The organism is Acidipropionibacterium thoenii DSM 20276, assembly GCF_000423445.1.
GTDB classification, from domain to species: Bacteria; Actinomycetota; Actinomycetes; order Propionibacteriales; family Propionibacteriaceae; genus Acidipropionibacterium; species Acidipropionibacterium thoenii.
In genome coordinates this window covers 362,226-382,806 of record NZ_KE384018.1, presented here as the reverse complement: position 1 = coordinate 382,806, position 20,581 = coordinate 362,226, and the positions used below count along the sequence as shown (strand labels likewise).

The window sequence follows — 20,581 nt, the reverse complement described above, 5'->3', positions numbered from 1 at the left end:
ACGCGCCCTGCGGTCGCACCGTCCGCGGCTAGGGTGTCGGCATGTCCGAGACCCCACTGCCCCATGTCCTGATCACCGGCGGGTCGCGCGGGATCGGTCGGGCGATCGCCCGCGATCTGGGCCGCGACCACCACATCCTGGTCGGAGGCACCCGGGCCGAGACCGTCGACCCGGTGGTCGCCGAGCTGCCCTCGGCCCAGCCCTTCATCTGCGATCTGGCCGACCCGGCGGCGACCGCCGAGGCGGTTGCGGGGCTTGACCGCCTCGATGTACTGATCAACAGCGCCGGGGTCGGCTCCCGGGGGCCCAGCTCGATCGGTGAGGCACCGAGGGCCGAGTGGCGACGGGTGCTGGAGATCGATGTGGTGGCGGTGGCCGACCTCACCAGGATGGTGCTGCCTCTGCTGCGGGCCCGCCGGGGCGACGTCGTGATGATCAACTCCGGTTCGGGGCTCAACCGTCCCGGCCCCGGCGGCGGGATCTATGCGGCAGCCAAGTACGCCCTGAGGGCCCTCACCGATGCCCTGCGCGAGGAGGAGCGCGGCAGGGTCCGGGTGACGTCGATCCATCCCGGCCGGGTCGACACCGACATGCAGGTCGAGCTGCAGGCCGGCTCGGGTCGACGCTATGTGCCCAGTGAGCACCTGCGCCCCGAGTCGGTGGCAGCCGCCGTCCGACTGGCCCTGACGGCCTCCGAGGAGGCGATGGTCGAGGAGCTGTCGATCCGCCCCGTCCACAAGCTCTGACCCGGCCCCGCACGACGCCGATGAGACTCGACCTGTCGGACCCCGGCACCCTGTCGTTGGTGCGGATGGCCAGCCTGGGGCTGGCTCCCGAGCATCTCGACCCGGCCGGTGACGCCCCGACCCGGGCCCGGACGCTGACAGCCACCGTCTCGGCGATCGGCGCGCTGCAGTCCCAGGACTGGCCGGGAGCCCTGCACAGCCTGGCGATGCGGGTTCCCGGCCGCAGCCTCGAGATCGCCAGACAGGCCTTCAACGACGGCGGCCTGGTGCGGACATGGTCACTGCGTGGCACCCTCCACACGGTGGCGATCGCAGATCTGCCCTGGATGCTGGCCGCCACTGCATCCCGGACCGAGCATGCCGCGGCCCCCCGGCGGGCGGCTCTGGGGATCACCGGGGTGACGCTGGAGTCGGCCCTGGCAGTGACCCGGCAGCTGCTGGCACACCGGCCCACGACCCGTCGCGGTCTCTTCTCGGCCTGGCGTGACGAGGGACTCGTCGGCCAGATCCCCAACCAGGCCCCCCTCATCCTGATGACGTTGTGCCTTCGCGGCCACCTGGCACTGGGACCGATCGACGCCGACGGCAGCCAGCAGGTCGTCGGGATCAGCCTGCCCCCGCCCGTCGGGGACCCACTGGTCGACTACGTCCAGCGGTACTTCAGCGGGCACGGGCCGGCCACCGTCGAGGACCTGGCCAGGTGGGGCGGCCTGACCCGCACCTCGCTGCGGCCGGTCCTGCAACGAGCCGCCCGGCGCGCAGAGCTGGGCTGCACCGAGGTGAGCAGCCCACAGGGTGTGAGGGTGCTGTGGCACCGGCCCGACCTCGACCAGATCCCGGCCCCGGCCCTGCAGGCCTGCCGGGCCATGATGCTGCTGTCCGGCTTCGACGAGCTCATCCTGGGCTACCTGGACCGCTCCTGCACCGTGACACCCGACCAGCAGAAACTGGTGTGTCCCGGCGGCAATGGGGTCTTCAAGCACACCATCGTCGAGGACGCCCGGGTGGTCGGCACCTGGCGGCGAGGCCGCTCGGGAGATCCCGAGCCGACATTCTTCACCACCCCGACGGCACGGCGACTGCGCTCCTTCGAGGCGGCCGCCCAGCCGTGCACTCAGCCCCGGTAGTAGCCCTGGTAGGCGCAGTCGAAGGGGGCGTTGCCATGCATCCGGTGCTCGATGGCCGAGACCACCACATCCTTGGCGGTGCGACAGGCCTCCAGCGGGGTGGCTCCCTTGGCGAGCTCGGCGGTGACGGCGGCGGCCAGTGTGCACCCGGCCCCCGAGACCCGTTCCCTGCCGATCGCCGGCACCTCGAGCACCTCGAGGGTCTCGCCGTCGTAGAAGACGTCGAGGGCGGTTCCGGTGTCCAGCAGGGTGCCGGCCTTGGCCAGCACGGCGGGAACCCCCTGGGCGTGGATCCGCTTCGCGGCGTCCTTGAGGGCCGCCACCGAGGTGATCTCGTCGACTCCGGCCAGGATCTGGGTCTCGAAGAGGTTGGGGGTGGCGACATCCGCCAGCGGCAGCAGCTTCTCGCGCAGCGCATTGTCGGTGTCCAGTGCGGCGCCGGCCTCCTGGCCCTTGCAGATCAGCACCGGGTCCAGCACGACCTGCGGGAACCGGTACTTCCTGAGAGCCGTCTCGACGGCCTCGATGGTGGCCGGGGTGCCGAGCATCCCGATCTTGACGGCGTCGATGGTGCCGTGGACGCCGACCGCGGCCTCGATCTGGTCGGAGATCACCTGGGGGTCGATCGGCACGAAACGGTGCCCCCAGCCGTTCGCCGGATCGAAGGAGACGATGCAGCTCAGGGCCGTGCAGCCGAACACGCCCAACTGATGGAAGGTCTTGATATCGGTCTGGGCGCCGGCTCCGCCGGAGGCCTCGGAACCTGCAATGGCGAGTGCAATCTTGGTCACCCCGCCATCCTCCCCCGCCGGGAGCCGCCGGTCCTCCACCGGCCCACAAGGTGGACAGTCGGGCCAGCATCCGGACAGCCTGGGAATCCGCCCTCAGTGCTGGTCGTGCTCCATCACGACCTCGCCGGCCGGGGCCAGCGCCACCTCGATCCGCCGGGCATGCCGCGGATCCATCTCCGGCAGCCGGTCGACAGGGAAGAACCGGGCATCAGTGGACTCGTCGTCACCGACCCGGGGCTCCCCGGCGACCCACCGGCACAGGAAGTCGTGGTCGAGATAGCTGGTGCGATCCCCGTTGCCGTAGATGATCGGCCCCGAGACGCTCATCCTCACCAGCCGGACCACCTCGATGCTCACGCAGGCCTCCTCGGCGGCCTCCCGCACCACGGTCTGGGAGGGCAGCTCACCGGGCTCGACGATCCCGCAGACCGGCGTCCAGGAGCCGTCATCGGAACGCCTCACCAACAAGATCTCGGCAGGCCCGCCGGGCACATCGCGGACCACCGTGGCGGTGGCCCCCGACAACCACAGCTCCTGGTGGCCGATCCGTTCTCTCAACCGGAGGATGAAGTCAGGTGTGGGCACCCAGTGATGCTAGCTGCTGCTACCGCGAACGTGAGCTGTCTCACACTCGCGGCGATCTGCCTCTAGACTCCACTGGGAGCGCCCGGCAGGGCGCCTGACGAATGGAGCAATCGTGGGGCAGACCATCCACCGCGTCCTTGTCGCCAACCGTGGGGAGATCGCGGTTCGCGTCATCCGGGCCGCAGCCGACGCCGGGATCACCAGCATCGCCGTCTATGCCGACTCCGACGCCGATGGCCTGTTCGTCACCCTGGCCGACGAGGCCTACGCCCTCAACGGCACCACCCCGGCACAGACCTACCTCGACATCGACAAGCTCATCGATGTCGCCCGGCGGGCGCAGGTCGACGCCGTCCATCCCGGCTACGGCTTCCTGTCGGAGAATGCCGACTTCGCCCAGGCGGTCATCGACGCCGGGTTCATCTGGATCGGCCCGCCGCCCTCGGCGATCCGTTCCCTGGGTGACAAGGTCCAGGCCCGCCACATCGCCCAGAAGGTCGGCGCGCCACTGGTCCCCGGCACCCCCGACCCGGTCTCCGGGGCCGACGAGGTCGTCGACTTCGCCCGCACCCATGGTCTTCCGATCGCCATCAAGGCGGCCTTCGGGGGTGGTGGCCGGGGACTGAAGGTGGCCCGCAGGATGGATGAGGTGGCCGATCTCTACGAATCGGCTGTCCGTGAGGCGGTCACCGCCTTCGGACGAGGAGAGTGCTTCGTGGAGCGCTACCTCGACAAGCCCCGCCACGTCGAGACCCAGTGCCTGGCCGACCAGTACGGGGTCGTCCAGATCATCTCCACCCGCGACTGCTCGCTGCAGCGACGCCACCAGAAACTCGTCGAGGAGGCCCCAGCACCGTTCCTGTCCGAGGACCAGATCGGTCGGCTCTACTCGGCCTCCAAGGCCATCCTCAAGGAGGCCGGATATGTCGGCGCCGGGACCTGCGAGTTCCTGGTCGGCCAGGACGGCACGATCAGCTTCCTGGAGGTCAACACCCGGCTGCAGGTCGAGCACCCGGTCTCCGAGGAGGTCTCCGGTACCGACCTGGTCCGGCTGATGTTCCACGTCGCCCAGGGTGGTCATCTGGAGGACGCCGATCCGGTGCTGCGCGGCCACTCCTTCGAGTTCCGGATCAACGCCGAGGATCCCGGCCGAGGGTTCATGCCCGCCCCCGGCACCCTCACGGTGTGGGCACCTCCCTCGGGACCCGGGGTCCGCGTCGACGAGGGATACCACTCCGGGATGACGGTACCTGGGGCCTTCGACTCGCTGATCGGCAAGCTGGTGGTCACCGGATCCAGCCGGCAGGAGGCCCTGGAGAGGGCCCGGCGGGCTCTCGACGAGATGCGGATCGAGGGGATGCCCACCGTCATCCCCTTCGACCGGGTCGTCGTCCGAGATCCGGCGTTCACCGCCCAGGACGGCCATTTCGGGGTCTTCACCGACTGGATCGAGACCGAGTTCGACAACCAGATCGACGCCTACACCGGCGAGCTCGGCAATCCGGAGGAGACCGAGCCCCCGCAGACGGTGGTCGTGGAGGTCAACAACAAGCGGGTCGAGGTGCGCCTGCCGGCCTCCCTGCAGGCCTCCCACCCGATCCCGGGAACCCGACCCAAGCGCCCCACCAAGCGTTCCCGTGGCGGCCACCGGCCGGCCCAGCCCAGCGGCAACGCGCTGGCCTCGCCGATGCAGGGGACCATCGTCAAGGTCGAGGTCGTGGAGGGGGAGCAGGTCAGCGAGGGCGATCTCATCGTGGTCCTGGAGGCCATGAAGATGGAGCAGCCGCTGACCGCCCACCGCTCCGGGGTGATCCGCAACCTGATCGCCGAGCCCGGCTCGACGGTGGCCTCCGGTGAGGTCGTCTGCGAGATCGTCGATCCCGACTGAGCCAGCGCGAATCTGTGGAGCCACTGTGAGGTAGGCTCCGCTGTCCGCGCGATGTCTTGAGCCCCGGCTACCGGGGCGGCATGCTTGGGGTCATGGGAAACCTCTTGCTGTTCACCGTCTTTCTGGTCGGCATGATCGCCACCATGGCGGCGATGTCACGGGCCCGGCACCAGGCTCGCGAGCTCGAGCAGCAGAGGGCCCGGGCGATCGAGTCCCGGGTCAGCCAGATGCGCCGCGACACCGAGGCCGATGTCACCGCCTTCGGTGAGAGTCTGCGCGATCTCGACCTGGAGGTCGGCACCGAGGACCTCACCGCGGATGCCCGCACCGACTGGACCCGGGCGCTGGACTGCTACGACCGGGCGAAGGATCTCATGCTGTCGGATCGCGGCACCGGCAATATCAGCCTGGTCACCGAGGCCCTGGAGGAGGGACGCCACGCGATCGCCTGCGTCAGGGCCCGCGAGAAGGGCGAGCCGGTTCCCGAGCAGCGTCCGCCGTGCTTCTTCGACCCCTCCCACGGACCCTCCACCACTGAGGTGATGTGGGCCCCCGACGGCGGGGTGGCCCGCAAGGTGCCGGCCTGCCAGGCAGATGCCCAGCGCATCAAGCAGGGTCACTCGCCGTGGATCCGCACCGTCGCCACCGACAACGGAACCCGGGTGCCCTACTGGCAGGCCGGCCAGGACTACGCCCCCTGGCTCAACGGCTACTACCAGCGCTACACCCACAACCCGGTGGCCTCCGGGATGGCGATCGGCGGTATCGGGCTGCTCGGCTTCGGGCTGTTCTCGGCCCTCTTCGACGAGGGCCAGATGGGTGACGGCCCACGCTGAGGCGAGCCCGGCGTCCAGAACCTCTAGAGTGGCTGCCATGAGCTCATCGCAGACCAGCAACCCCGGCGCCGTGGCCGTCCAGGCCGCCGAGTCCATCCGGACGACTCTCGGTATCGACGGTGCCGACATCGGGCTGGTGCTGGGATCGGGCTGGTCGGCCGGTGCCGATCACCTCGGTGCGGAGATCGGCCGGATGCCGCTGGCCTCGATCCCCGGTTTCAGAGCACCGGTGGTCGCGGGGCACGGCGGGGATCTCATCGCCGCCCGTACCGCCGCCGGCAAGGTCGCGATCGTGCTGACCGGGCGGACCCACTTCTACGAGGGCAGAGGGGTCGACGCGGTGGTCCACGGGGTCCGCACCATCGCCTCGCTGGGGGCCTCCACCCTGGTGCTCACCAATGGCTGCGGCGGAATCCGCCGCGAGTGGGCACCGGGAACCGTGGTGGCGATCAGCGACCACATCAATCTCACCGGTGCCACTCCGCTTCACGGAGCGACCTTCATCGACATGACGACGACCTGGACACCCGCCCTGATCGACCTGGTGCGCTCGGTCGACCCCAGCATCCCGACCGGCGTCTACGCCCAGTTCCACGGCCCCCAGTACGAGACCCCGGCCGAGGTGCGAATGGCTGCGGCGATCGGCGCCGACCTGGTCGGGATGTCGACCGCGCTGGAGGCGATCGCCGCCCGCGAGGCCGGCCTGGACCTGCTGGGGCTGTCCTTGGTGACCAACCCGGCCGCCGGCGTCTCCCCCGAGCCACTGGACCACCAGGAGGTGGTGGCCGCCGGCCGGGCGGCGGCGCCCCGACTGGCCGACCTGCTCGCCCAGCTCGTGACGAAGCTGTGAGCCGCCGGCTCCGCGCCTCCTGCTCGACCGCCGGCAACCTCCTGCTCCCCCGCTCCATGACCACCTCGAGGTGACTCTCCGTGCCCACACTGTCCGCCCAACGCCGAGCCGAGGTCGACTCCTGGATCGCCCAGGACCCCGACCGGGCCACCCACGACCAGCTCACCTCGCTGCGTGATCGAGCGCTGTCGGGGGACCCGGCGGCGATCGCCGAGATCGAGGCCGAGTTCGCCGGCCCACTGGCCTTCGGCACCGCCGGTCTGAGGGCCGCCCTGGGGCCCGGGCCGGCCCGGATGAACCGGGTGGTCGTCCAGCGCGCAGCAGCCGGGTTCGCGGCATGGCTGCACGCCCACGGTCACGACTCGGGGTCGGTGATGATCGGATTCGATGCCCGTCACAACTCCGACGTCTTCGCCCGCGACACCGCGGCGATCATGGCCGGTGCGGGATTCCACGCCCTGCTGGCCGCCTCCCCCATCCCGACCCCGGTCACCGCCTTCGGGATCGGCCACTTCGGTGCGATCGCCGCAGTGATGGTGACCGCCTCCCACAACCCGCCGGCCGACAACGGGTACAAGGTCTACCTGGGCGACGGCTCCCAGATCATCCCCCCCACCGACACCGAGATCTCCGCGGAGATCGCCAGGGTCTCGGCCGCCCCGGTCGACCGGATTCCGCGCGGCGACGATATCGAGCTGGTCGGCGACTCCCTCATCGACGCCTACGTGGCCCGGGCGGCCTCCCTCATCCCCGACCGGACCGCACGTCAGCTGCGCTGGGTGTACACCGCGATGCACGGGGTCGGCACGAAGGTGGTGCAGCGGCTGGTCAGGGCCGCACATCTGCCGGCCATGATCGGCGTCCCCGAGCAGCTGGAGCCCGACCCCGACTTCCCCACCGTGCCCTTCCCCAATCCCGAGGAGCCCGGCGCCCTCGACCTGGCGATCGCGCTGGCCCGCCGCAAGGACGCCGACCTGGTGATCGCCTCCGACCCCGACGCCGACCGATGCGCGGTGGCAGCGGTGGTCGACGGGAGCTGGCGGATGCTCACCGGCGACGAGCTGGGCATCCTGATCGGCGCCGAACTGCTGCGCCGCGGGGTCACCGGGGTCTACGCCAACTCGGTGGTCTCCTCGACCTGCCTGTCGAGGATGGCCGCCGCCGCCGGCCAGCCGCACGCCACCACCCTCACCGGGTTCAAGTGGATCGGCAGGGTCCCCGGCATGGTCTTCGGCTACGAGGAGGCCATCGGCTACTGCTGCGACCCCTCGCATGTCCCCGACAAGGACGGCATCACCGCGCTCGCGGTGATCTGGCGGATCGCCGCCGAACTGCGCGAGGAGGGCATCACCATCGGCGAGCGCCTCGACGAGATCTGGCGCGACTTCGGGCTGTACCGCACCAGCCAGCTGGCCGTGCGGGTCACCGACCGGGGACTCATCACCGCGGCGATGGACCGGCTGCGGGTGTCCCCTCCGCAGACCCTGCTGGGAGAGCCGGTGGTCGTCCGCGACCTCGACGACCCGCAGGCCGAGACCGGGCTGCCCCGCCAGAACGCCATCGAGCTGACCGGCGAGCGGCTGCACGTGGTGGCCCGTCCCTCCGGAACCGAGCCGAAGCTCAAGTGCTACCTCGAGGTGCACCTGGATGCCGGCACCACCGGGGCCGATCTGCCGGGGGCCAAGCAGCGGCTGGACGCCGATCTGGCCAGCCTCCGGGCGCAGATGGCGACGAGCCTCGGGCTGGGAGCCTGATCCGGCGCCCCCGGCCGATCTGCTAGCGGGCGGCCTTGTTCCTGCCCGGCCTGATGAACCGGCCCCGGGCGAGGTCCTCGGCGGCGCTCTGGGCGGCCCCGACGTGCTTCTTCTTGCCGGTGGCGGTCATCGGCAGGGAGTCGACGAAGCGGTAGGCCCGCGGCCGCTTGTATCGGGCCAGGTCCTCGCTGGCCAGGCAGTGCGCCTCCAGGTCGTCGGCGGTCAGGTCAGGATCGGCAGCCACCACATAGGCGACCACCAGCTGGCCCCACTTCACATCGGGAGCGCCCACCACCATCGCCTGGCGGACCCCTGGATGGTTCTCCAGGACCGCCTCCACCTGAACCGGGAAGACGTTCTCCCCGCCGCTGATGATCATCTCGTCCTTGCGCCCGACGATCGACACGAAGCCCTCCTCGTCCCAGGTGGCCAGATCACCGGGGTAGAACCAGCCGTGATGGAACTTGGGGTCCTCGGCGCCGTGCTCACCCGAGTAGGCCCAGGAGCACTTCGGGCTGCGCATCGCGACCTCGCCGACCTCGACATTGTCCTTGGCGGCCAGCTCATCGGCCTCGGCCATCCGCTCCGGCAGCACCTTGACCACGATGACGTCGTCGTCGGTGCAGGGCCGGCCCGCCGAGCCGGCCATCCGGGGCAGATCGCTGGGGCGCAGGAAGGTGTTCCAGAAGGTCTCGGTGGTGCCGTAGCCGTTGAAGATATTGGGGGTGAGCAGGGACATGTAGCGCTCGGCGGCGTAGGCGTCCAGTGGGGCGCCCATCGTGACGATCCCCTTCAGCCCCGACAGGTCGCGGTGCTCCTTCTGCTGGGCCAGGGCCAGCCCCTCCAGGGTGGTCGGGGCCCCGATCAGGAAGTTGATGTTGTACTGGGTGATCCAGTCCAGCACCCGCTCCACATCGAAGTCGCGCAACGGGACCACCGAGCCACCGACGTAGAACACCGGGCAGGGGCCGCCGGAGTGGATGCCGCCGCGATGGAACCAGGGAGTCATGTTGAGGGTGCGGTCCCCGGAGGCCAGCGGGAAGTGCATGATGACGTCGTGAGCGCTCATCACGTCGACGATCGAGGGGATCGGCACTCCCTTGGGCATTCCTGTGGTGCCCGAGGTGTAGAGCCTCATGACCTCCTCGAAGCTGCTGAAGTCGGCCGGCAGGGCCGGTGCGGTGCCGGTGGCCGCGGCCACCACGGCGTCGAAGTCCGCCACCCCGTCGGGCAGCTCCGGATCGGTCTCGGCGGGGGCGACCTGGAACAGGTGAGGGACCGCTCCCGGGGTCTCCTTGCGGACGATCCCGACGGCGTCCAGGGAGTTCTTGGCGATCTCGGCATCGAAGACGAAGACCTTGGCCTGGGCGTCGCGCAGGGCGTAGGCGATCTCGCCGGGGGCCAGCCGGAAGTTGATGACGGTGCCGATGGCCCCCAGCCGGTGCGCGGCCAGGTAGCAGATCACGAACTGCGGGGTGTTGAACAGCGCGTAGACGAACCGGTCCCCCCGGCCGACGCCGCGCTCGGTGAGCACCACGGCGAACCGTTCCACCTCGTCGGCGAGCTGGCGATAGGTCCATCGTCGATGGGAGACCGGGTCGATCATCGCCGTTGACTGGCCGAACCGGCGCACATTGCGCGCGAAGCCGGCCTGATAGGTGAACCCGTGTTCCATGTAATCGCGCAGGGGTGCCGAGTTGAATGCCATCACAGTCCCTCTCGAAGGTGTCCAGGAAGCCGGTCACGCTTCGGCGACCCGCCGTTCACGGCACAGGTTACGCCTGGGTAACCAGTGAGGTCCGAAGTGACGACGCCATCTGAACGGCCTCGCCGCGGCCTCCTCCTACCATCGTTCGGTACTCTGGCTGCATGGTGCGAACAGCCGATCGACAGTCCCCCTGCCAACCGGCCGGTCAGCGGCGACGCCGGAACCGGCGTCCGGTGATCGCTGCCCTGTCATGTCTGATGGTGATCCTGCTGTCCACCGTCGGCATGCAGGGCACCACTGTGGCCCACGCCGATGACGACACCCCGTCCAGCTGGTCGATCCCCCAGTACGACCTCACCGCCAATGTGGACCGCGACGGGAATGCCCGGGTCACCGTCGACATGGCCTTCGACTTCTCCAATGACCGCGGCCGCGGCCCCTACCTCACCTTCGTCAAGCGTCAGCAGCTCACCGATGATCCCGATCACTGGCGGATGATCGACTACTCGGGGTTCTCGGCCTCCAGCCCGTCGGGGGCCAACTCCGCCCTCAGGATCACCGACAAGGATGCCGCCGTGCAACTGCGGATCGGCACCCAGGGGCTCACCTACAGCGGCGTCCAGCGTTACCGGGTCTCCTTCACGGTGCACGGCCTGATCGCCCCCCGCAACTCCGCCAGCGGGCTCGACGAGTTCAACTGGCGGGTCTTCGACAGTTTCGACGTGCCGATCGCATCGGCCAAGGTCAGGATCACCGGACCGGCAGCAGTCTCCCGGACCGCCTGCTCGGTCAGCGGTGGATGCCAGGCCGTCTCCTCGGGCAGCACCGCCGAGTTCACCGCCTCCGACATTCCCAGGCGCAAGGCCCTCCAGGTGGTGGCGGGGTTCCCGGCCGGTACCTTCTCCGACCAGGCGGTCGCCCGCCTGGACAAGCGCTACCACGTCGGTAACACCTTCGGGCTGAACCCGGCGACCGGTATCGGCGCCGTCCTCGCAGCGCTGCTGGCCGGCTGGGCAGCCCTCAGGGCCCGCCGCAGGAGCCGCGATGAGGAGTTCGCCGGTGTCGCGGCCGGGATCATCCCGCCCGGTGGTGAGGGCCCGGTCCAGACGCGCCGCCGCGATCCCGAGGTGGCGGTGGCCTTCCAGCCCCCTCGCGACGTCTCCCCTGCCGAGGCCGGAACCCTGCTGGACGGCTCCGCCGACACCGAGGACGCCACCGCCGGGTTGCTGGATCTGGCGGTGCGCGGACATCTGACCATCACCCCGATGAACGCCGACCGCAAGGGGCGCACCGAGAACTGGAGCTTCACCCGCACCCCTCACAGCGGGGACAAGCTGCGCGACTGGGAGCGCCAGTACCTGGACATGTTCTTCGGCCGTTCCTCGGAGGTCACCACCGCCGAGTTGCGCGGCCAGCACGACAACAACACCCTCAGTGTCACCACCGGCAATCTCAACACCGCCGTGAAGGCCTACGGCTGGTACCACACCGATCCCCTGACCCTGCGGCTGAGGTCTCTGGGGGCCGGCCTGGGAGTGGCCCTGATCGGACTCCTGATCGCCGTCGCCGGCGCCTTCGTGGGCTGGGGGCTGCTGGGTGTGCCGGTGCTGCTGATCGGGGTCGTGATGGCCGTCGCCGGCTTGATGAGGTCTCCGGGGCGCACCGCCAAGGGCACCGCGGTGCTCGACCAGGTCAAGGGTTTCCGGCTCTACCTCACCACCGCCGAGGCCGACCAGATCAAGTTCGAGGAGGGTATCGATGTGTTCTCCAGGTACCTGCCGTGGGCGACGGTCTTCGGAGTGGCCGACCGCTGGGTGAAGATCTTCCAGGATCTGGAGGCCCGCGGCGTCTACCACGCCGATTACGGCTGGTACGGCGGGAACCAGATGGCCTTCAACATGGCCTTCGCCGGCGGTTTCGCCTCCTCCCTCAATGACATGACCTCGGCGATGTCCTCCTCGATGCAGGCTGCCTCGGCCTCCTCGGCCTCCGCCTCGGGATCCGGCTTCTCCGGGGGCGGCGGCTTCGGCGGCGGCGGGGGCGGAGGCTGGTGAGGGGCCCCGATCCGGTGGCGGCGGAGGGCTAGACTGGCCCGCCGTGACATCGTGCACCGTCGTCCTGCTGGCCGGCCCCTCCGGTTCGGGGAAGTCCCGGCTGGCGCGGCTGGCCGGGATTTCCCAGCTGCGGCTCGACGACTTCTACCGCGACGGCACCGACCCGGACCTGCCGCAGGTACGGGGGATCGTCGACTGGGACGACGTCTCCTCCTGGGACATGGCTGCGGCCGTCGGGGCGCTGGACCGGCTGGTGAGCTGCGGTCGGGCCGTCACCCCGGCCTACACCATCTCCCTCAACCGGGCCGAGGGCACCCGGGTGGTGGAGACCGGCGGTGCACCGGCCATCCTGGCCGAGGGGATCTTCGCCACCGACATGCTGCGGCCCTGCCGCGAGGCCGGGATCACAGTGCTGCCGATCTGGCTGGACCGTTCCAGGAATGTCAACTTCATCCGGCGTCTGGACCGCGATCTGCGGCAGCACCGCAAGAGACCGGCGGTGCTGGTCAAGCGCGGCCTGGCGCTGCGGGAGGCCGAGACCCGGCTGCGCAACCTGGCCATCGCCGAGGGCTTCCAGCCGATGACGATGGGCCAGGCGCGTCGCGCCCTGATGACACTGCAGGCCGGCGTCCGGCGCTGATCGGTGCTGGTGTCAGCTCTCGGTCGCAGTGATCGGCGCCCATTGCGGTCCGGTCTCGGCCAGCTTGGCATCCAGCTTGCGGAAGATCGGCGAGGGCTTCGCCAGCGGTCGGCCCACCTCGACGGGCTCTGATCCCCAGTGCGCCAGCTCGGAGGCGTAGTCGCCCTGCAGCACCGGGTAGCTGCGACCGTTCTCCTCGACCTCCACCAGCTGCGGCATCGCCGCCCACACCCCTTCGCCACCGAGGGCCTGGTAGACCTTCTGGCCGGCATGCGGCAGGAACGGGGTCAGCATCGTGTTGCAGTCGCTGACCACCTGGAGGGCGACGTGCAGCACGGTGTCGCGGCGGACGGGATCGTCCTTGAGCTTCCACGGCTCCTCGGCGCTGAGATAGGCATTGGCCATCCCGACGATCCTCATCACCTCGGTGATGGCAGCCTTGAACTTGGTGTGCTCCAACAGATCCCCGACCGTCTCGAATGCGTGGTGGGAGGCCTCCAGCAGCTCCTCGTCGGCGGTGCTGAGCTCGCCGGCGGCCGGGATCTGCCCGCAGTTGCGGTGAGCCATCGAGATGGACCTGTTGACCAGGTTGCCCCACTCATTGGCCAGCTCGAAGTTCACCCGGCGGACGAACTCCTCCCAGGTGAAGTCGGTGTCCTGGTTCTCCGGACCGGCCACCGCGATGAAGTAGCGCAGCGCATCGGGGCCGAAGTCGCGCAGGAAGTCGCCGACGAAGATGGTGGCGCCACGGGAGTTCGAGACCTTCGATCCGCTCATCGTGAGGAACTCGCTGGAGACCACCTCGGTGGGCAGGTCCAGCTGGCCCAGGGCCGCGGAGGGCTGGCCTCCCTTGTCCCCCTCCCCGTCGACACCGAGCAGGATCGCGGGCCAGATGACCGAGTGGAAGACGATGTTGTCCTTGCCCATGAAGTAGTAGGACTTCTCCTGGTCGCCGGTCCAGAAGTCCTTCCAGGCATCCGGCCGGCCGGATCTGCGGGCCCACTCGATGGAGGCCGACAGATATCCGATGACGGCATCGAACCACACGTAGATGCTCTTCATCGGATCGTCCTGCCAGCCCTCCACCGGGACCCGGATACCCCAGTCCAGATCGCGGGTGATGGCCCGCGGGCGCAGCTCCTCGAGCAGGTTGTGGGAGAACTTCAGGACATTGGGGCGCCAGTCCGACCGGGTGTCGAGCCACTGCGTGAGCGCCCCGGCCAGGGCCGGCAGGTCAAGGAAGAAGTGTTCGGTCTCACGGAACTCCGGGACCGCGCCGGTGGTCTTGGACCGGGGGTTGATGAGGTCGGTGGCGTCCAGCTGGCGTCCACAGTTGTCGCACTGGTCGCCGCGGGCGTCGTCATAGCCGCAGATCGGGCAGGTGCCCTCGATGTAGCGGTCGGGCAGGGTGCGCCCGGTGCCGGCCTCGAAGGCCGCCAGCTCGGTCTGCTTGACCAGGTAGCCGTTGGTGTGGAGGGTCCGGAAGATCTCCTGGACCACCTCGGCGTGGTTGTCGGTCATGGTGTGGGTGTAGAGGTCATAGGACAGCCCCAGGCCCTGCAGGTCGTTGGCGATCACCCGGTGGTACTTCTCGGCGCACTGCTGGGCGGTGAGGCCCTCCTGGTCGGCCTTCACCGAGATCGCGGTGCCGTGGCAGTCCGAGCCGGAGACCATCAGCACCCGGTGGCCCGACATTCGCATGAACCGGGCGAAGACGTCTGAGGGAACTCCGAATCCGGACACATGGCCGATGTGGCGGGGCCCGTTGGCATAGGGCCACGCGACGGCGGCAAGAATGTTGGCACACATGGTGGCCAGCTTATCGGTGCCGCCGGTGGCCGTGCTCGGCTCACCTCACCGGGGTCGCCTGGTGGAACCGCAGCTGCCAGCCGTGCTCCCCGCCGCGAGCCCAGATCGAGGCGCGCAGCACCACCCTGGTGCCCGAGCGTTCCCGCCAGCGCAGCAGCACGGTGTCGGGGCCCAGGTGCATCAGGCCCAGCACCTCGAACTTCGGGCGGACCTCCAGGGGTGCCAGGCTGGCCAGGATCCGGCCCCGGGTCCACAACCTGCCGCTGGCCCCGTGCTCGACGAAGTCGGGAGCCAGCAGGGCCGACATCCGGCCGGTGTCGCTGCGCACCTGGTCGGACAGCGTGAGCTTCTCCAGCCGGGTGAGCTCGACCAGCAGTCGCTGGTCCTCGGTCAGTGGCGTCTCCGGCAGGTCGAACAGCCCCTCCTGACCGGCGGCCGGCTCGGCAGCCGGCTCGGTGTCTTGCTCGGTGGACACCACCTCGTGGGGCTCGGCGGGCTGCCCAGCGCCGCCCATTCCTGGTCCGGGGTCCACCGGTGTGCCGTCCCGGTAGGCGGTGGCAGCGGCTCTGGCGCGCTGGTCGGCGGCCTCATTCATCCGGTGGCCGGCATGGCCCTTGATCCACTCGAAGGTGACATCGCGGCCGGTCAGCTGCTCGTCGAGCTGTTCGAGGAGGTCGCGGTTGAGGACCGGCTTGCCGTCGCGCTTCTTCCACCCGCGCTTCTTCCAGCCGGGGATCCATTTCGTGCAGCAGTTGATCGCGTACTGGGAGTCGCACATCACGGTGAGCGGCTCGTCGGCGTGCCCGGCAGCAGCGGTGGAGCGCAGCAGATCCAGCACCGCCATCAACTCCCCCATGTTGTTGGTGCCCCGTGGCCAGCCGCCCGCCCCCCACCGGTCGTCGTCGATGTACCAGGCCCAGCCGGCCGGTCCGGGATTGTCCAGGGAGGAGCCATCGGCTGCCGCGGTGATCATCGCGAGGCCCCCTCACCGGCGGCCCGAGGCGCCAGCGCGCCGGCGTCGAAGGCCTGCGGCAGCACCTCGGACATCAGCTGGACCCCCAGCGGGGTCTCGACCCGCAGCTGCGGCCCGCCGTGCTCCCACAGCAGCTGACGGCACCGTCCGCAGGGCATGATGATCTCACCGGCCCGATCGACGCAGCAGAACGCGACCAGCGGTCCGCCGCCACCGGCCACCAGCGAACTGATCAGTCCGCACTCGGCGCACAGGTCCACCCCGTAGGCGGCGTTCTCGACATTGCAGCCGACCACCAGCCGGCCGTCGGCGGCCAGCCCGGCCGCCCCCACCGGGAAGTGCGAGTAGGGCGCGTAGGCCCGTCCGGCGACCTGGACGGCGGCCCGGTGCAGGGCCTCCCAGTCAATCAGTGGATCGGCCACGCGCGCTCTCCTTCGTCTGTGTGGGTCTCCGAGGCGCCCTCACTCCTTGATGAACGGGGTGCCGTCGGCGGCCGGTGCCCGAACCTTACCGACCAACCCGGCGACCGCGACGATGGTGGCCAGATAGGGCAGCAGCAGCAGGAACTGGCTGGGCATCGGCGTCCCCAATGGTCCCAGCTCGGTGGACAGCTGGGTGAGGAAGGCGAAGAACAGCGCCATCACTGCAGCCAGACCGGGGCGCCAACGTCCCATGATGAGGGCCGCCAGGGCGATGAAGCCGTTGCCGACGGTGATGTCCTTGGAGAAGGAGCCGACCGTTCCGATCGTGAAGTAGGCACCGCCCAGGCCCGCCAGCACGCCGCCGGCCAGCACCGCCGACCAGCGAATCCCGACCACCGAGATGCCGACCGTGTCGGCCGCCTCCGGGTGCTCGCCGACCGAGCGGACCCGCAGCCCCCAGCGGGTGTGCCACAGCAGCAGGTAGACCAGCGGGATGCAGCACACCGCCACGTAGACCAGGATGGTCTGGTCGAAGAGCACCGGACCGAGGAAGGGGATCTTGGAGACCCCCGGAATCGCGATCTGGTTCATGATCGGGGCCGAGTTGTACTTCTCGGTGTCCTGGCCCATCAACTGGTTGTAGAGGAAGCCGGTCAGACCGGCGGCGAAGAGGTTGACGACCACCCCCATCACGACCTGGTCGACGACGTACTTGATGGCGAAGACGGCCAGCAGAGCGGCCATCGCGACCCCGGCGATCACCGCGGCGAGGATCGCTGCGGTGATCGAGTGGGTCAGCGAGCCGACCAGCGCCGAGCCGAAGGCGGCGGTGAGCATCTGGCCCTCGATCGCGACGTTGACGACCCCGGAGCGTTCGCACATCACCCCGCACAGCGCGCCGAGGATCAGTGGGGTGGCCAGCGCGATGGTGCCCTGCATCTGGCTGGCGACCTGGAAGGGCAGGTCCGCGCCGGCGGCGGCCCAGGTGAGGAAACCGACGATGATGGCCGCTCCGGCCACCACCGCGGAGGTCACCGAGACCGCCTTGCGGGTGCGTCCCAGGAAGAAGCCGACCGCCGCGATCGCGCACGCCAGCCCGCTGATCAGCACCACCGGTACTCCCGGAGCGGTGATCGTGCCCAGCTTGTGGGTGGCCAGTGCGTCGGCGAAGGAGAACTTCGCCCTGCCGCTGGTCATCGTCACCAGCCACAGCAGGATCACTGCCATCAGGCCGATGAGCACCGAGGTGGACAGTCGGTGGGTGCGCGCCTCGCGGGACTCGATGTGGACCAGCTCGATCTCCTCGGCACCGGGCAGCGTCCTCGGGTCCGCGCCGTCCCGGGAGTCGTCGGCCGGGGGCGGCACGACACCGGCGGCGACCGGGTCGGACTCAGATGGCCGGGGAACACGGATGTTGTTCGGGCTCATGCCAGTGCCCCCTTCCTCGGGTCGGAACCGGGCTTGATCGCGTGACCGTGCCGCCGTTCCCGGGCCGACTTGAGGAAGGGCAGGATGGTCTTGACCAGCAGCGGTGCCGCCACGAACATCACGATGACGGCCTGGATGACGCTCACCAGGTCCAGTGGCGTCTGGGCGAGTGCCTGCATCCGCAGGCCACCCTGGCTCATCGCACCCCAGAACAGACCGGCCAGCACGGTCCCGAGCGGCCGGGACCGGCCCAGCAGGGCCACCGTGATGGAGTCGAAGCCGATCGAACCGACCAGTCCGATGGACAGCTGGGTCGGGGTGGCCCCCGAGATCGGTCCGAGGGCCACCTCGACGCCGGCGAATCCGGCCAGCGCCCCGGAGATCATCATCGTGACGGCGATCACCCGGTCGACCTTCATGCCGGCGGTCGCCGAGGCGTGTGGGTTGGCGCCGACCGCCTTGATGTTGAAACCGAGGCGGGTGTGATCCAGCAGCCACCAAGCGGCCACCGCCAGCAGCAGAGCGATGAAGAAGCCCAGGTGCAGCTGGGAGTTCTCCAACCGCGGGAAGGTGGCGTTCCAGTCGACCGGCGGTGCGATCGGATCGGTCCGCCCGGGCATCTGGAACAGGCTGGTGGTGAGCAACCAGGCCAGCAGTCCGGAGGCGATGTAGTTGAGCATGATCGTGACGATGACCTCATTGGCGCCGGCCTTGGCCCGCAGCACGCCGGCGATACCTCCCCAGACGGCCCCTCCGAGCAGTCCGGCGAGCATCGCCGCCACCAGATGGGGGGCCAGCGGCAGTCCGTGGAAGTTGAACCCCACCCAGGCCGCCAGGGTGGCTCCGGCGATCGCCTGGCCCTGACCGCCGATGTTGAACAGTCCGGCCTTGAAGGCCAGCCCGATCGCCAGACCGCCGCAGATCAGTGGGGCGGCCTGCGCGGTGGTCGCGGTGATCGCATTCCAGGAGCCGAAGGCCCCCTGGAACAGTGCGACGTAGGCCGCCGAGATCTTCGCCCAGGAGTCGGTCAGGGCATCGGGACGGCTCATCACGTAGGACCACTCGTGGGAGATGGTCGGGTCGGCGAGCACCATCACGATCGCCGAGACGATGAAGGCCATCACGAAGGCGGCCACCGTCACCCACAACTCGTTCCATGGGAAGCCGCGGTGCGCCTCGCGCTCCTGCACCGCTGCCAGCTCGTGGCTGGCGACCGGGGCGTCGACCGGCACCTCCTCGGCGATCGACTCGTCCAGCGGGGCGATCTCCTCCGGAGCCGGCTCCACCGGAGCGCTCCGGGGGCCCTCGGGCTCATGCGTGCTCATCGGTGTCCTCCTTCAGCTGGCCGTCACCGGCACCGGGGTCGGTGGCGGCCCGGGCCCCCTGGGATGAGGTGGCGCCGGCCAGCGCCTCCTGGTAGCTGGTCCCGGCCATCATCAGCCCCAGCACATCCCTGGGCGTGCCGGCCGGTACCACCCCGACCACCCGGCCGCGGTACATCACCGCGATCCGATCCGCCAGGGCCTCGATCTCATCGAGCTCGGTGGAGACGATCAGCACCGCAGTGCCCTTGTCCCGTTCGGCCACCAACCGCTTGTGCAGGAACTCGATGGCGCCGACGTCGACCCCTCGGGTGGGTTGGGAGGCCACCAGCACGCTGAGCTGCCTGGAGAGCTCACGGGCCAGCACGACCTTCTGCTGATTGCCCCCCGACAGGGACCGCACCGGCAGGTTGACCGAGGGGGTCCGGATGTCGAACTCCTCGACCCTGGCCATCGCATTCTCGGCGATCTGGCCGAGTCTCAGGCTCCCGAACCGGGTGAAGTCCTCGACATGGTTGAGGACCAGGTTCTGGGCCACCGTGTACACGCCGACGAAGCCATCACGCTGGCGGTCCTCGGGGACGAACCCCAGTCCGGTGCGGATGGTCTGCCCCGGGTCGAGCTGCTCGGTGGCGACGCCGTCGACCAGGATCCGACCGGCGCTCGGGCGCACGGTGCCCAGCAGCGCCTCGGCCAGCTCGGTCTGACCGTTGCCCTGGACACCGGCGATGCACAGGATCTCCCCGCCGGCCACCGACAACGAGACGTCGTCGACCATCACCGCACCCGTCTGGTCGGCGACCGTCAGATGCTCGATCTCCAGTCGGGTCCCGGCCGGTGTCGCCGGCGTCTTGTCGACCACCAGCTGAACGGCCCGCCCGACCATCATCTCGGCGAGCTCCCCCTCGGAGTCCTGCGGGCGGGCCGATCCGACCACCCTGCCGCGGCGGATCACCGTGATGTCGTCGGCGATGGAGCGCACCTCGTGGAGCTTGTGGGTGATGAAGACGATCGCCCGACCCTCATCCCGCAGGGTGCGCATCACCTGCATCAGCTCGTCGATCTCCTGAGGAGTCAGGACCGCGGTGGGCTCGTCGAAGACCAGGAACTTGGCGTCATTGGCCAGCGACTTGAGGATCTCCACCCGCTGCTGGACGCCCACCGGCAGGTTCTCCACGATGGCGTCGGGATTGACGTCGAGGTGGTAGCGATCGGACAGTTCCCGGACACTCCTGCGGGCCCGTCGGCTGTCCAGGACGCCGAGCCGGGAGGGCTCCCGGCCCAGGATGATGTTCTCTGCGACGCTGAACACCTCGACCAGCATGAAGTGCTGGTGAACCATCCCGATGCCGGCCGCCATGGCCTGCTTGGGGTTGTCGAAGTGCTGCTCGACACCGTCGATGTAGATCTCACCCTCGTCGGACTCGAGCAGCCCGTAGAGGATGTTCATCAGGGTCGACTTGCCCGCCCCGTTCTCCCCCAGCAGGCAGTGGATGCGACCCGGCACGATGTCCAGATCGATCCGATCGTTGGCAGTCAGAGTGCCGAAACGCTTGGTGATGCCGCGCAGGCTCAGCCCCTCGGCCAACGGCGGAGCCTGGGTCGATTCCTGCGCATTGCCCTGGGAGGTGGCAGTTGTCACGACGAG

At 69.6% G+C, this 20,581-nt stretch carries 17 protein-coding genes; 8 read left to right on the top strand and 9 right to left on the bottom strand.

Going from position 1 to position 20,581, the window contains the following annotated elements; translation table 11 throughout:
* Positions 1-41 precede the first annotated feature (41 nt).
* On the top strand, positions 42-746 hold the full coding sequence (locus G554_RS0111185) for an SDR family oxidoreductase (RefSeq protein ID WP_027587956.1): 705 nt from the start codon (positions 42-44) through the stop codon (positions 744-746).
* 20 nt (positions 747-766) lie between these two features.
* Positions 767-1,873, top strand: a complete 1,107-nt coding sequence (locus tag G554_RS16030; protein WP_051232953.1) for a winged helix DNA-binding domain-containing protein — start codon at positions 767-769, stop codon at positions 1,871-1,873.
* Here G554_RS16030 and G554_RS0111175 read toward each other — a convergent pair.
* Entirely contained in the window at positions 1,861-2,664 is an 804-nt protein-coding gene (locus G554_RS0111175) for a hydroxymethylpyrimidine/phosphomethylpyrimidine kinase (RefSeq protein ID WP_027587955.1), read from the bottom strand. The genes G554_RS16030 and G554_RS0111175 overlap by 13 nt on opposite strands.
* Before the next feature lie 93 nt (positions 2,665-2,757).
* The gene (locus G554_RS0111170; protein WP_027587954.1) at positions 2,758-3,249 is read right to left on the bottom strand and encodes an NUDIX hydrolase; all 492 of its coding nucleotides are present in this window, start codon (positions 3,247-3,249) and stop codon (positions 2,758-2,760) included.
* Positions 3,250-3,361: 112 nt separating this feature from the next.
* Between G554_RS0111170 and G554_RS0111165 the strand changes: the two genes are divergently transcribed.
* The 4 genes from G554_RS0111165 to G554_RS0111150 all read left to right on the top strand — a co-directional run bounded on the left by G554_RS0111165 (position 3,362) and on the right by G554_RS0111150 (position 8,577).
* A complete protein-coding gene (locus G554_RS0111165; RefSeq protein ID WP_027587953.1) occupies positions 3,362-5,137 on the top strand; it encodes an acetyl/propionyl/methylcrotonyl-CoA carboxylase subunit alpha in 1,776 nt (591 codons plus the stop codon).
* A 92-nt stretch (positions 5,138-5,229) separates the two neighbouring features.
* The gene (locus G554_RS0111160; protein ID WP_027587952.1) at positions 5,230-5,973 is read left to right on the top strand and encodes a hypothetical protein; all 744 of its coding nucleotides are present in this window, start codon (positions 5,230-5,232) and stop codon (positions 5,971-5,973) included.
* A gap of 37 nt (positions 5,974-6,010) precedes the next feature.
* Positions 6,011-6,823: a purine-nucleoside phosphorylase gene (locus G554_RS0111155; RefSeq protein WP_027587951.1), complete on the top strand. Its 813-nt coding sequence runs from the start codon at positions 6,011-6,013 to the stop codon at positions 6,821-6,823.
* An 80-nt stretch (positions 6,824-6,903) separates the two neighbouring features.
* Complete coding sequence (locus tag G554_RS0111150; RefSeq protein WP_169337794.1) at positions 6,904-8,577, top strand: phospho-sugar mutase; 1,674 nt, start codon at positions 6,904-6,906, stop codon at positions 8,575-8,577.
* 22 nt (positions 8,578-8,599) lie between these two features.
* Here the strand turns inward: G554_RS0111150 and G554_RS16025 are convergent, their stop codons facing one another.
* The gene (locus G554_RS16025; protein ID WP_036925395.1) at positions 8,600-10,285 is read right to left on the bottom strand and encodes a class I adenylate-forming enzyme family protein; all 1,686 of its coding nucleotides are present in this window, start codon (positions 10,283-10,285) and stop codon (positions 8,600-8,602) included.
* 161 nt (positions 10,286-10,446) lie between these two features.
* Between G554_RS16025 and G554_RS16020 the strand changes: the two genes are divergently transcribed.
* Positions 10,447-12,339: a DUF2207 domain-containing protein gene (locus G554_RS16020; RefSeq protein ID WP_084648491.1), complete on the top strand. Its 1,893-nt coding sequence runs from the start codon at positions 10,447-10,449 to the stop codon at positions 12,337-12,339.
* Positions 12,340-12,382: 43 nt separating this feature from the next.
* Positions 12,383-12,979 carry a uridine kinase family protein gene (locus G554_RS16015; protein WP_245570032.1) on the top strand — a complete coding sequence of 199 codons (597 nt, stop codon included), beginning with the start codon at positions 12,383-12,385 and terminating at the stop codon, positions 12,977-12,979.
* A gap of 12 nt (positions 12,980-12,991) precedes the next feature.
* Here the strand turns inward: G554_RS16015 and metG are convergent, their stop codons facing one another.
* Genes metG through G554_RS16010 form a run of 6 tightly spaced genes read right to left on the bottom strand, consistent with a single transcriptional unit; the run spans position 12,992 to position 20,575 of the window.
* Entirely contained in the window at positions 12,992-14,788 is a 1,797-nt protein-coding gene (metG, locus tag G554_RS0111130) for a methionine--tRNA ligase (protein ID WP_027587949.1), read from the bottom strand.
* A gap of 40 nt (positions 14,789-14,828) precedes the next feature.
* Entirely contained in the window at positions 14,829-15,761 is a 933-nt protein-coding gene (locus G554_RS0111125) for an RNase H family protein (RefSeq protein WP_027587948.1), read from the bottom strand.
* Entirely contained in the window at positions 15,758-16,183 is a 426-nt protein-coding gene (locus G554_RS0111120; RefSeq protein ID WP_027587947.1) for a cytidine deaminase, read from the bottom strand. The genes G554_RS0111125 and G554_RS0111120 overlap by 4 nt, the downstream gene beginning before the upstream one ends.
* A 39-nt stretch (positions 16,184-16,222) precedes the next feature.
* Positions 16,223-17,611 (bottom strand): ABC transporter permease, encoded by a 1,389-nt coding sequence (locus G554_RS0111115; RefSeq protein WP_027587946.1) that lies wholly within the window; start codon positions 17,609-17,611, stop codon positions 16,223-16,225.
* Positions 17,608-18,936 carry an ABC transporter permease gene (locus G554_RS0111110; RefSeq protein WP_084648490.1) on the bottom strand — a complete coding sequence of 443 codons (1,329 nt, stop codon included), beginning with the start codon at positions 18,934-18,936 and terminating at the stop codon, positions 17,608-17,610. The genes G554_RS0111115 and G554_RS0111110 overlap by 4 nt, the downstream gene beginning before the upstream one ends.
* Positions 18,923-20,575 carry an ABC transporter ATP-binding protein gene (locus G554_RS16010; RefSeq protein WP_071162187.1) on the bottom strand — a complete coding sequence of 551 codons (1,653 nt, stop codon included), beginning with the start codon at positions 20,573-20,575 and terminating at the stop codon, positions 18,923-18,925. The genes G554_RS0111110 and G554_RS16010 overlap by 14 nt, the downstream gene beginning before the upstream one ends.
* Between the last annotated feature and the right edge of the window lie 6 nt (positions 20,576-20,581).